A 13,056-nucleotide genomic window follows, 5' to 3' on the forward strand; every position below is an offset into this window, starting at 1 on the left:
TGAGGTCGAGGTGTCTGAACCGGCCCGCACACCGACCACTGCGCCCCCTGCGGCGAGGCCATCGGCACCGCCGACGTCGTTCCACAGCACGTTGCCGCTGACGATGCCGCCCTCTGCGACCGCGGCCGAGTCGGGGGTGGCGGTCGGCTGATCATCGACGATGTTGACCACGATGGTGCTGGTGGTGCTGTTGCCCAGGGCATCGGTGGCTTTGTAGGTGAAGCTTTCGCTCAGGGTGTTCGGCCCGTCGTTGGCGTTCGGCGTGGTGCTGGCCGGCGAGGTCAGGGTGTAGGTGTAGGTGCCATTGGGGTTGAGCAGGATTTGCCCGTAGGCGCCGGTGGCGCTGCCGATCAGGGTGTAGGTGATCGCACCGACCGCGCCGCTGACCGAACCGACCAGCGTGCCACTGGCGGTTTCGCCGGTATTGCCCGGCAGGCTCCCGGTAACGGTGCCGGGCGCCAGATCCTGGCCATCCTGGTTCAGGTCGAGGGCTTTTTCGTAGACGGTCACGTCGCTGTCACTGACCGCGCTGATGCAGCTGTTGTGCACGTCGATGGTGATGGTGGTGGTGCTTTGGTCACCGTCGGCATCGCGCACGGTGTAGGTGAACACGTCGGTCGCACCGGGACCGCTCACGGCGTTCGGGTTGCTGTGGTAGGCGGCGTTGCCGTTGGCGTCCAGCGTCAGGTAACCGTAGGTGCCATTGATCTGGCTGTTGAGGCCGCCAACGGCCGAGGTCGAGGTGTCTGAACCGGCCCGCACACCGACCACTGCGCCCCCTGCGGCGAGGCCATCGGCACCGCCGACGTCGTTCCACAGCACGTTGCCGCTGACGATGCCGCCCTCTGCGACCGCGGCCGAGTCGGGGGTGGCGGTCGGCTGATCATCGACGATGTTGACCACGATGGTGCTGGTGGTGCTGTTGCCCAGGGCATCGGTGGCTTTGTAGGTGAAGCTTTCGCTCAGGGTGTTCGGCCCGTCGTTGGCGTTCGGCGTGGTGCTGGCCGGCGAGGTCAGGGTGTAGGTGTAGGTGCCATTGGGGTTGAGCAGGATTTGCCCGTAGGCGCCGGTGGCGCTGCCGATCAGGGTGTAGGTGATCGCACCGACCGCGCCGCTGACCGAACCGACCAGCGTGCCACTGGCGGTTTCGCCGGTATTGCCCGGCAGGCTCCCGGTAACGGTGCCGGGCGCCAGATCCTGGCCATCCTGGTTCAGGTCGAGGGCTTTTTCGTAGACGGTCACGTCGCTGTCACTGACCGCGCTGATGCAGCTGTTGTGCACGTCGATGGTGATGGTGGTGGTGCTTTGGTCACCGTCGGCATCGCGCACGGTGTAGGTGAACACGTCGGTCGCACCGGGACCGCTCACGGCGTTCGGGTTGCTGTGGTAGGCGGCGTTGCCGTTGGCGTCCAGCGTCAGGTAACCGTAGGTGCCATTGATCTGGCTGTTGAGGCCGCCAACGGCCGAGGTCGAGGTGCCTGAACCGGCACGCACGCCGACCACCGTCCCCTCTGCGGCGAGGCCATCGGCGCCGCCAACGTCGTTCCACAGCACGTTGCCACTGACGATGCCGCCCTCTGCGACCGCGGCCGAGTCGGGGTTGGCGGTCGGCAGGTCATCGACGATGTTGACGTTGATTTGCCCGGTCGCCGAACTGCCGTCCGTATCGGTGGCGACGACGTCGACATTCTCGGTGATGCTGTTGGCGCCGTCACCGGCCGGATGGGTTTCATTGTCGTTGAGGGTGTAGCTGTAACTCACAACCCCCGTGGCCGGGTTGTAGCCGGTGACGGTCAGGGTGTTGCCCAACGGGGTGGTGATCGACTGCGGGAAGCCGGCAGCAACGCCACCGCTGATCACGTTGATCCCACCGATGCTCAGGCTGGTCAGCCCGTCAGGAGCAGACACGCTGAACGTGCCGGTCTTGGTCAGTGCCTCAGGGTTGGGGGCCGAACCGTCGGCCAGGTTGGCCTCATTGAGGGTCAGTTCGCCCCCTGCCATCGACAGGCCGGTGAGGGTCACCGGATTGTTCGGCACATCAGGAACTACTGGTGTTACAGGAACATCGCCTGACCCTCCTGAACCACCTGAACCGCCTGCACCACCTGAATCACCTGCACCGTTGTCGCCGTTGTCCGGGTCACCGGCCACCCGTTCCAAGGGAACCACGGGAATGCCGTTGAAACCTGCGGTAGGAAAACCAATGGTCGGATCGACCCGCCCGCCCACCTCTTCAAGCATGACAAACGTGTGGCCGCCGCCCAGTGCACCAGGTGCGCCGCTCGAACCCGGTCCGGCCGCCGTGGCTTCCGCAGTCTGGGTCGGGTCGTCGCCGGCAGCGATCGCTTTTTGCAGTTGCTCGACATCGGTCAGTTGCGCCTGAGTTGGCGTCACCGCTTCAGCGGTGTCCACATGGGGCGCCTGATGCGCGAGTAACTGAGGCGTCATCTCCATACTGCTGCCGCGCCCGAGGGTCAGTTCCTGGCCATTTTGCAGATGCACCGCCACCGCGCCTTCGGCCCCGGTGACCAGTTGATCGCCGGCGAATAACCGGTCCCCCTCGACCAGCGCGCGTCGGGTGCCATCGCTCGCAACCGCGAACACCTGACCAATGACCTTACTGACAATACCGATGAGCGTAGCCATGTGCACTTCCTCCGCTGCCAACCGCTGTCGGCATCCTGTTTTTGCGAAGAACGTGCTCCTGGCTCCAACGGGTTGCCTGGCGGAATCGCCTGCTGGCAGCGGTTACCTGAAGTAAGCCGCTGCCCTGGCGCCGTTCTCGCCAAGCGTGCCGCTCGCGGGCGACGTGTCTGCTGCGGGATAAAAACCCTCTGCAATCAATGGCATCGGGATCCAATTGCGCAACAAGTCGTCCTTTGAGCGATGCGTAACGGTTTTGATCCACCAAGGTGACAAAAAACCGTCACCTCAAAACCGTCCGCTTCCCTCCCCTCCAGCACTTCCCCGCCCTATATCGATATGTGGTTTGGAACTTTCCTCAAGCCCTGTTAAGCGCCCTAACGCTCATAAATCAAGGGCTTTCGGAGTGAACAATGTGCTGGATTTTACGGAGTGCATAAGTTTTTTTTGGCATAAGTCTTATGAAAAATTCTTCTATGGTTTTCCCCAGAATGTTCTTAGCTCTGTTGTTACAAGCATGAAACGGTTTTCACTATAAATGCCGTCAAATATTTGGCGACTAATAAGCACCATTAGGAATCAGGGAGAGGCACCCATGCGCGTATTAACCCCGCTCTGCAGCGCAATTCTGTTGGCCATGGCCTGCACTTCTCAGGCTCAAGCCATGTCATTGACGGAGGCAATCCAGAGCACCATCGCGACCCACCCGGAGTTGGCGTCGCGTGTAGACAGCCGCCTCTCGGCCGATGAGCAAGTGAAAGTCGCCAAGGGAGGATTTTATCCATCGGTTGATCTGAATGCCGCCTACGGGCGCGGGTACAGCGATAACACCAGCACCCGGGCATTCGGTAATCACCACACCGAAATCCTGACCTACACCCAATCGGAATTGCGTCTGCGGCAGATGCTCTTCGATGGCTTCAACACCTCCAACGAAGTCCAGCGCACCAAAGGTGTGGTCAATTCCCGGGCCTATTACGCTCAGGGCACTGCTCAGGATCTGGCCCTGCGCACCATCGAGGTCTACCTCGAAGTGCTCAAGCGCCGCGAACTGGTGACCTTGGCCAAGAACAATCTGCAAGCTCACATGCGGGTCAACGATCAGATCGGTCTGCGCACCCAGCGTGGTATCGGCAGCACCGCCGACTCCGACCAGTCCGTCGCTCGCCGGGCACTGGCGCAAAACAACCTCGATACCGCTGAAGTCGATCTGGCGGATGCCGAGTCGAACTTCTACGCCGTCGTGGGGCGCCTGCCCGATGAACTCGAAGCCCCGCCCTCGACCCGCGGCGAACTGCCCGCCACCCTGCCGGAAGCCCAGCAAAGCATGGTGGAAAACAACCCGTACCTGAAATCCGCCCAAGCCGATGTGCAATCGGCCGAGAGCCAGTACGAAGTTGCCAAGTCGCCGTTCTACCCTCGCTTCGACGCCGAAGCCGCCGTGGGTGCGAACAACAACGTGCAGGGCGATGAAGGCCACGACAACGAGTGGCGAGTCGGCGTGGTGATGAACTACAACCTGTTCCGCGGTGGCAGCGACAAGGCTCGCCTGGCCTCCAATGCGCACCAGATCAACCAGGCGATGGACATCCGCAACAATGCTTTGCGCCAACTCAACGAGAACATTCACCTGGCCTGGAACGCCATGGTCAATGCCAAGAAACAAACCCCGACCGCCCGCGAATACGCGGATACCAGCCAACGCGTACGCGTGGCGTATCAGGACCAGTTCGGCCTCGGTCAACGCACCCTGCTCGACCTGCTGGACAGTGAAAACGAGCTCTACAACGCCAACCGCCGCTACACCGAAGTGCGCTACACCGAGGAGTTCTCGATGTACCGCGTGCTGGCGAATATGGGTCAGTTGCTGAGCAAACAACGGGTGGTGTTGCCCGCCGATGCGATCGCCTCCACGGAAGTAAAAAACGAAGCCCGTTTGCCTGAACTGAAGTAGGCCTGTGGAGAGATCAATGTGACCAGCATGGAATCCGGCAACATCGGTGTCGATCCGCGTCTGAGCTTCGATGACCCGCTTCTGGACGGTCTGTTGATCCTCTGCAAACTCCATGGCGCGACGGTCAGTCGCGCCAGCCTGAGTGCCGGGCTGCCCCTGAACAAACAGCGATTGAGCCTGGACCTGCTGCCTCGCGCAGCGGCCCGGGCCAGTTTGCAGGCGCGATTGCTGCGCCGGGAACTGGCGGATATTTCCGCCCTCAACCTGCCGGTGATGCTGATCCTCAACAACGGCCGTACGGCCGTTCTACGACGCTTCGGCGATGACGGGCAGTTGCTGATTTTGCCGAGCGAAGCCGACGGCGGTGAGCAATGGGTCAGCACGGACGAACTGGCCGAGAATTACAGCGGCCAAGCCTTGTTCGCTCGGCCGCGGCACGAACTCGAAGACTTGCGCTCACCACTGGTGCCGCGGGTGGAGGCGTGGTTTCGCGACACTTTGAAGCTGTCGAAGTGGCTGTACAGCGATGCGATTCTGGCGAGTTTTCTGATCAACCTGCTGGGGTTGATGGTGCCGCTGTTCGTAATGCAGACCTACGATCGGGTGGTGCCGAACCAGGCCACGTCGACGTTGTGGGTGCTGTCCATCGGCTTGCTGATCGGCACCGGTTTCGAACTGGTGTTGCGGGTGGTCCGCGCGCACCTGCTGGACACCGCCGGGAAGAAAACCGACGTGATCCTTTCGGCCACGTTGTTCGAACGCATTACCGGCATGTCGATGAAAGCCCGGCCGGCGACCATCGGTGGTTTTGCCCAAAGCATTCACGACTTTCAGGGCCTGCGGGAATTCCTCACCGCCGTGACCCTCACCAGCCTGATCGATCTGCCCTTTGCCGTGCTGATGCTGGTGGTGATCGGCCTGCTCGGCGGCTGGCTGGTGGTGATTCCGTTACTGGCGTTTCCGATCACGATCATCTTCGCGATGGTGATCCAGGTGCGCCTGCGCGACACCGTACAGAAAAGCCTGACCCTGGGCGCCGAACGCCAGGCGCTGCTGATCGAAACCCTCGGCGGTCTGGAAACCCTCAAGGCCTGCAGCGCCGAAAGCGAACGCCAGCACAAATGGGAAAGCACCCACGGCGCCCTCACCCGCCTCGACAGCCATGCGCGCAACCTTTCGGCGCTGGCCACCAACGGCACGCTGTTCATCCAGCAATTCTGCGGCATGGCGACCATCGTCGCCGGGGTCTACAGCATCATCGCCGGCAACCTCAGCGTCGGCGCGCTGGTGGCGACCTACATGCTCGGCAGCAGGGTGCTCGCGCCGCTGGGGCAGATTGCCGGTTTGATCACGCGCTATCAGCAAGCGCAACTGACCATGAAAAGCACCGATGCGCTGATGTCCTTGCCGCAGGAGCGCGACGCCAAACAACGGCCGCTTGAACGCACGCAACTGCAAGGCGCGATAGACGTCAGCAGTGTGACGTTCCACTACAACGGCCAGAACGCTCCGGCCCTGGCCAACATCAGCTTCAGCGTGAAACCCGGCGAGCGGATCGGCATCATCGGTCGCAGCGGCTCGGGCAAAAGTACGTTGGCGCGGCTAGTGATGGGTTTCTACGCGCCGGAAGAAGGCCAGCTGCTGCTCGATGGCCTGGACCTGCGGCAACTGGACGTCGCCGATCTGCGTCAGCAAATCGGTTACGTCGCCCATGACCTGCCGCTGTTGGCCGGCAGCCTGCGCGACAACCTGACCCTTGGCGCACGCTATATCAGCGATTCACGGATGCTCGAAGTCGCTGAACTGACCGGTGTCACCGAGCTGGCGCGTCAGCATCCGCAAGGCTTCGACCGGCCGGTGGGTGAACGCGGACAACTGCTGTCCGGCGGGCAACGTCAGACGGTGTTGCTGGCCCGCGCCTTGTTGCTGGATCCGCCGATCATGTTGCTCGACGAACCCACCAGCGCCATGGACAACAGCAGCGAAGACATTCTGCGGCAAAAACTCCACCGCTGGGTCCAGGGCAAAACTCTGCTGCTAGTCACCCACCGCACCTCGATGCTCAGCCTGGTGGATCGGCTGGTGGTGCTGGACAACGGGCGGATCGTCGCCGACGGTCCAAAAGAAGCGGTCATCGATGCACTGCGCAAGGGCCGTGTCGGCTCTGCGGCTGTCTAGGAGCTAGCCATGGCCCGTTCATCATCCGACGCGTCGCGCTCTGATTCGAAGCCGCGCGGCTACTTCGGCAGTTTCAGCAAAAGCGCCGAAAGCGAATTCATGCCGGAAACCGCGGGTGCCTCGTTGCAGGACTCACCACGCTGGTCGCGGATCACCGTGTGGCTGGCGGCCGCGCTGATTATCACCGCTGTAGTCTGGGCCAAGTTTGCGGTGCTGCAGGAAGTCACCATGGGCGAAGGCAAGGCGATTCCGTCGAGCAAGGTTCAAGTGATCCAGAACCTGGAAGGCGGCATCGTCACTGAGATCTTCGTGCGCGAAGGGCAAATGGTGAACAAGGGCGACACCTTGCTGCGCCTCGATGACACTCGATTCCTGTCGAACAAGGGCGAAAGCGAGGCGGATCGTTATGCGCTGACCGCGCAGGTCGAACGGCTGTCGGCTGAAGCAGAAGGCCGGCCGTTCAAGCTCTCCCCCGAAGTGATCGCCAAGGCGCCGCAAGTGGCCGAAGACGAGCGCTCGCTGTACGAGCAACGGCAACGGCGACTGGCCAGCGAACAGCGCACCTTGAGTGAGCAACTTCGGCAAAAAGCCCAGGAGCTGGCAGAATTCCGCTCCAAGCAGGGCCAATACAGTTCAAGCCTGGCGCTGCTGCAACAAGAGATGAACATGTCCGCGCCGCTGGTGGGCACCGGGGCGGTTTCGCCGGTGGAAATCCTGCGACTCAAACGCAGCGCGGTGGAGATTCGCGGTTCATTGAACGCCACGACCCTGGCGATTCCCCGTGCGGAATCGGCGATCAATGAGATCAAAAGCAAGATTGATGAGTCCGAACAATCCTTCCGCTCCGACGCGGCGAAAGAGCTGAATGAAAAACGCACCGATCTGTCGAAAATCACGGCATCGAGCATTGCTATCGATGACCGCGTAACCCGCACCACAGTGGTGTCGCCGGTTCACGGGATTATCAAAGTGCTGAAGGTCAACACCATCGGCGGCGTGGTCCAGCCGGGCAGCGACATGGTGGAAATCGTGCCCATTGAAGACAACTTGCTGATCGAGGCCAAGGTCCGGCCGCAGGACGTGGCGTTTCTGCATCCGGGGCAGAAAGCCATGGTCAAGTTCAGTGCTTACGACTACACGATTTATGGCGGGTTGACTGCGAAGCTGGAGTTGATTGGGGCGGACACGATTACGGATGACAAAGGCAACAGCTTCTATTTGATTCAGGTGCGCACTGATAAGAATCACTTGGGCGGGGATGTGAAACCGTTGTTGATCATTCCGGGGATGGTGGCGACGGTGGACATCATTACCGGGGAGAAAAGTGTGCTGGATTACTTGCTCAAACCGGTGCTTAAAGCCCGGACCGAGGCGATGCGCGAAAGATAGACAGTGATCGTTCCCACGCTCCGCGTGGGAATGCCGCCCGGGACGCTCCGCGTCCCTTCCCGAATGTGACGCAGAGCGTCACTGGATGCATTCCCACGCAAAGCGTGGGAACGATCATCGGTGGCCGTGATTCTTTTGGTAGGTCTCCTCCCCCATCGCCGCAATCTGCCCCTCGATCAACGCTTCGAACGGTTTTAACAACGGCTCGAAAGTGGTCGGTGCTTCGAGGGTCTGCAACGCCTGGACAATCGCCTCTACCGTCGACAACGCGCCCGGCCCCGGTGCTTTGCGCAATCGATATCTCGACACCCCGCCCTGCGCCAACGTCACCCTCGGCAACGCCGCCAGCAATGGGTTGAGGTGCAGCATCTTGCGCGCCTTGCGCCAGGTGCCGTCCGGGACGACCAGCAACAATGGTTGATCAGTTGCCGTGTAAGCCTGCAACGGCTGCGCATCATCGGCAGGAAACAGCAGCCGCGCCTGATAACCCGGCTGATTCAACAATGCCGGCAAATCCTCGAACACCTCGCCCACTATCAACTCGGCATTCTTCAACCCCAACGCCGCCAACCGCGCGGTGTTCAGCGCATGGTTCACTTCGCTCGGATGCTGCAACAACAGCACTCGGGTGCGGCTGTCGAGGCTCGGAATCAGCGAGCACAGGCAATGGGTTTGCGGACGCAGGCAGCGCGGACATTGGATTCTGGACATTTCTTCTTTTTCCGTTAAGCAGCCTGATTCAGTTGCGCTTTGAGCAAGTCGCGGAAGGTCTGGATCAGCGGCTCGCGGCTGCGGCCACGACGCACGATCATCGAAAACGGCGCCTGATAGCCGAAAGTCGCCGGCAGCAGCACGCGCAAATCACCCTTGTCAGCCCACGCCTGGGCGTAATGCTCCGGCAGGTAACCGATGTAGGCGCCGGACAGCACCAGAATCAGCTGCGCCTCCATACTTTCCACCGTCGCCGCGCTGTGCTTGAAACCGTGGCGTGCCAGCTCCGCCTGGCTCCAGTAGCCGCGGCCAACCATGCGTTGCTGAGTGATGACTTGCTCGGGAATGCGCCGCTCGGTGAACAGCGGATGACGACTGCTGCAATACAACCAGTGTTGTTCGCGGTACAGCGGCATGTAGACCAGACCGCTCATGCGCGTGGAGAACGCGCCGATGGCCAGGTCGAGACGGTTGTCCTGCACGCCGAGTTGCAGCTCGTAAGGGCTCATGACCGACAAATGCAAATGCACGGCCGGGTGTTCCTGGCTGTAAGCGCCAATGGCTTCGGCGAAGGGCAAGGCCTTGTCGCTGACGGTGGAGTCGATGACGCCGAGGTTCAAGGTGCCGCGCAGTTCGCCCTTGAGCGCCGCAGCGTATTGCTCGAAGCCTTCGAGTTCGCCGAGCAGACGCAGGGTTTCCTGGTGGAACAGTTCGCCCTTGCTGGTCAGGCTGAAACCACCGCGACCGCGATGGCAGAGGACCAGGCCGAGGGCGGCTTCGAGCTGGCTCATGTAAGTGCTGATGGCCGAGGTCGAGAGGTTGAGCTCTTGCTGGGCGTTGGCAAACCCCTGATGGCGAACCACGCTGACGAAGATGCGCAACAGTTTCAGGTCGGGTAATGCGTTGGCCATGGTGACTCCATAGATCGTTCCCACGCTCTGCGTGGGAATGCAGCCCGTGACGCTCTGCGTCACATGCACAAAAGAGCGGGACGCGGAGCGTCCGTGGATGCATTCCCACGCAGAGCGTGGGAACGATCGTGCGGAGAAGTCTATCGCCGCCGCGACCATTAGTTTAGAAAAATCTGAACTAAGTATTTGTCCGTAGCGATTCTTCCCGGCCACTACATTTCGCAGAATCGGCCCACAGCGGTGCCTGCGTCTCCCCGACCTGCGCAACCGACATAAATAAAACAACGACGATGAGGCCCTACCCGTGGACAAGATTCTTCACCAACCACTGGGCGGCAATGAAATGCCGCGCTTCGGCGGCATCGCCACCATGATGCGACTTCCCCATGTGCCAACCGCTGCCGGTCTGGATGCTGCCTTCGTTGGCGTCCCGCTGGACATCGGCACCTCGCTGCGCCCCGGCACCCGTTTCGGGCCTCGCGAAATCCGCGCTGAATCGGTGATGATCCGCCCGTACAACATGGCTACTGGCGCAGCACCGTTCGACTCGCTGTCGGTTGCCGACATCGGTGACGTGGCGATCAACACGTTCAATCTGCTGGACGCGGTACGGATCATCGAAGAGTCCTACCACAAGATCCTCGAACACAATGTGATCCCCCTGACCCTCGGCGGCGACCACACCATCACCCTGCCAATCCTGCGTGCGATTCATAAGAAGCACGGCAAGGTCGGCCTGGTGCACATCGACGCTCACGCTGATGTGAACGACCACATGTTCGGCGAGAAAATCGCCCACGGCACCACCTTCCGTCGCGCTGTCGAAGAAGGCCTTCTGGATCCGGACCGTGTGGTGCAAATTGGCCTGCGCGCTCAGGGCTACACCGCTGACGACTTCAACTGGAGCCGTAATCAAGGTTTCCGTGTGGTTCAGGCCGAAGAGTGCTGGCACAAATCCCTGGCCCCGCTGATGGCCGAAGTTCGCGAGAAAGTTGGCGGCGGTCCGGTGTACTTGAGTTTCGACATCGACGGCATCGATCCCGCGTGGGCGCCAGGCACCGGCACCCCGGAAATCGGTGGTCTGACGACCATTCAGGCGATTGAAATCGTTCGCGGTTGCCAAGGCCTCGACCTGGTCGGCTGCGATCTGGTAGAAGTCTCGCCCGCTTACGACACCACCGGCAACACCTCGCTGCTGGCCGCCAACCTGCTGTACGAAATGCTCTGCGTACTGCCTGGCGTAGTCCATCGCTGAGGATTGGTCGTGAACGAACGTGATCAGGTACTCCAGGCCGCTGCCGATCTGGTAGCCGCCTTCGCCCGTAATGATCGCGAAGCCTATTTCGGTGCGTTCAGCACCGACGCCAGCTTCGTGTTCTACACCCTCGAGCAACCCCTGCTGTCGCGCGATGCCTATCAGGCGTTGTGGGACACCTGGCGCTCGGAGGATGGCTTCGAGGTGCTTTCGTGCACCTCGAGCAACGCCTTCGTCAGCCTGCAGGGTGACGTGGCGATTTTCATTCATGACGTGGCCACCGAGCTGCGCATGCAAGGGGAGCAACACTTCAGCCAGGAGCGCGAGACGATTGTGTTTCGCCGACAACAACAAGGCCTATGGCTGGCCTGCCACGAACATTTGTCCGCGATGCCGGAAGGGCTGCCAACCCCTTAGCCAAACAGGTGACGCTCACACACGATGAGCGCGCCTTTATGATCGGAGCTGATCATGAATAACAACAACAAAGACCAAAGCCTTACGCACATTGAAACCTACGGGGTCGAACAGATCCCGGACAGTGAACGCACCGCAGGCCCGACGGATTTGTTCCGGATGATCTTCGGTGGTTCCAACACTTTTGCCACCGCCGTGCTCGGCAGTTTCCCGGTCCTGTTCGGCCTGTCTTTTCAGGCGGGCGTCTGGGCGATTGTGCTGGGCGTGCTGCTGGGCTCGCTGATCCTTGCGCCAATGGGTCTGTTCGGCCCGATCAATGGCACCAACAACGCCGTGTCTTCCGGTGCGCACTTCGGCGTGCACGGACGGATCGTCGGTTCGTTTCTGTCATTGTTGACCGCCATCGCCTTCTTCTCGCTCTCGGTGTGGAGCTCGGGTGATGCGCTGATCGGTGGCGCCAAACGCCTGATCGGTCTGCCGGAAACCGACCTGACCCTGGGCCTGGCCTACGGTCTGTTCGCGATCCTGGTGCTGACCGTGTGCATCTACGGTTTCCGCTTCCTGCTGTGGGTCAACAAGATCGCGGTGTGGAGCGCCAGCCTGCTGTTCCTGCTGGGCATCTTCGCCTTCGTCGGTCCGTTCGATGTGAACTACGCCGGCACCGTCAGCATGGGCCAACTGGGTTTCTGGGCAGCCTTCATCGGCGCGGCGCTGGTAGCCATGAGCAACCCGATTTCCTTCGGCGCGTTCCTCGGTGACTGGTCGCGTTACATCCCGCGTGAAACCTCCAAGCGCCGCATCATGGCCGCCGTGGTGATCTCGCAAATCGCAACCTTCATCCCGTTCCTGTTCGGCCTCGCCACCGCCACCATCGTAGCGATCAAGGCACCGGACTACATCGCCGCCAACAACTACGTCGGCGGGTTGCTGGCCGTCTCGCCGAGCTGGTTCTTCCTGCCGGTGTGCCTGATTGCGGTGATCGGCGGCATGTCCACCGGCACCACCTCGCTCTATGGCACCGGGCTGGACATGTCCAGCGTGTTCCCTCGTGTGCTGTCGCGGGTCAAGGCCACGCTGCTGATCGGCGTGATGTCGATTGCCTTCATCTTCATCGGACGCTTCGCGGCGAACCTGGTGCAGAGCGTGTCGACCTTCGCCGTATTGATCATCACCTGCACCACCCCGTGGATGGTGATCATGATCATCGGTCTGCTGGTGCGTCGCGGCTTCTACTGCCCGGATGACCTGCAAGTGTTCACCCGCGGCGAGAAAGGTGGTCGTTACTGGTTCACGCATGGCTGGAACTGGCGTGGGCTGGGTGCCTGGATCCCGAGTGCTGCGGTGGGCTTGTGCTTTGTGAACCTGCCTGGGCAGTTCGTGGGTCCGCTCGGTGAACTGGCCGGCGGCATCGACATCAGCTTGCCGGTCACCCTTGGCCTGGCATCGTTGGTGTACCTGGCGCTGTTGAGCCTGTTCCCGGAATCGGCCGCGGTGTTCGGTCCAAACGATCCACGCAGCAAGGGCACGGATTCGCTCGCTAAACCGGCGATGGTGTAGGAGCGAGCGATGCGGCGACCCGACTTGCCCGCGAAGAACGA

General features: G+C 61.4%; 9 protein-coding genes. 6 read left to right on the forward strand and 3 right to left on the reverse strand.

The features are described 5' to 3' along the window. A partial coding sequence (locus CKW16_RS32465) for a retention module-containing protein (RefSeq protein ID WP_256580456.1) occupies nt 1-2,646 on the reverse strand: 2,646 nt, incomplete at its 3' end. A 592-nt stretch (nt 2,647-3,238) separates the two neighbouring features. Between CKW16_RS32465 and CKW16_RS07330 the strand changes: the two genes are divergently transcribed. Genes CKW16_RS07330 through CKW16_RS07340 form a run of 3 tightly spaced genes read left to right on the forward strand, consistent with a single transcriptional unit; the run spans nt 3,239 to nt 8,164 of the window. Continuing rightward, a complete protein-coding gene (locus CKW16_RS07330) occupies nt 3,239-4,597 on the forward strand; it encodes a TolC family outer membrane protein (RefSeq protein WP_095127832.1) in 1,359 nt (452 codons plus the stop codon). Nucleotides 4,598-4,615: 18 nt separating this feature from the next. Continuing rightward, nucleotides 4,616-6,775 (forward strand): type I secretion system permease/ATPase, encoded by a 2,160-nt coding sequence (locus tag CKW16_RS07335; protein ID WP_095127833.1) that lies wholly within the window; start codon nt 4,616-4,618, stop codon nt 6,773-6,775. A gap of 9 nt (nt 6,776-6,784) precedes the next feature. After that, complete coding sequence (locus CKW16_RS07340; protein WP_095127834.1) at nt 6,785-8,164, forward strand: HlyD family type I secretion periplasmic adaptor subunit; 1,380 nt, start codon at nt 6,785-6,787, stop codon at nt 8,162-8,164. A 114-nt stretch (nt 8,165-8,278) separates the two neighbouring features. Here the strand turns inward: CKW16_RS07340 and CKW16_RS07345 are convergent, their stop codons facing one another. Both CKW16_RS07345 and CKW16_RS07350 read right to left on the reverse strand, forming a co-directional pair. Beyond that, complete coding sequence (locus tag CKW16_RS07345) at nt 8,279-8,875, reverse strand: tRNA-uridine aminocarboxypropyltransferase (RefSeq protein ID WP_095127835.1); 597 nt, start codon at nt 8,873-8,875, stop codon at nt 8,279-8,281. 14 nt (nt 8,876-8,889) lie between these two features. Continuing rightward, nucleotides 8,890-9,786, reverse strand: coding sequence for a LysR family transcriptional regulator (locus tag CKW16_RS07350; protein ID WP_008153227.1), 897 nt, complete (start codon nt 9,784-9,786; stop codon nt 8,890-8,892). A 304-nt stretch (nt 9,787-10,090) separates the two neighbouring features. Between CKW16_RS07350 and speB the strand changes: the two genes are divergently transcribed. The 3 genes from speB to CKW16_RS07365 are packed head-to-tail and all read left to right on the forward strand — an operon-like array spanning nt 10,091 to nt 13,015. Then, a complete protein-coding gene (gene speB, locus CKW16_RS07355; protein ID WP_008153224.1) occupies nt 10,091-11,041 on the forward strand; it encodes an agmatinase in 951 nt (316 codons plus the stop codon). Between the two features lie 9 nt (nt 11,042-11,050). Further along, the gene (locus CKW16_RS07360) at nt 11,051-11,458 is read left to right on the forward strand and encodes a nuclear transport factor 2 family protein (RefSeq protein ID WP_008153222.1); all 408 of its coding nucleotides are present in this window, start codon (nt 11,051-11,053) and stop codon (nt 11,456-11,458) included. 54 nt (nt 11,459-11,512) lie between these two features. Beyond that, nucleotides 11,513-13,015, forward strand: a complete 1,503-nt coding sequence (locus CKW16_RS07365; protein WP_095127837.1) for a cytosine permease — start codon at nt 11,513-11,515, stop codon at nt 13,013-13,015. The last annotated feature ends 41 nt before the right edge of the window (nt 13,016-13,056 follow it).

Origin of the sequence: Pseudomonas sp. Irchel s3h14 (assembly GCF_900187425.1) — a bacterium.
Lineage (GTDB): Bacteria > Pseudomonadota > Gammaproteobacteria > Pseudomonadales > Pseudomonadaceae > Aquipseudomonas.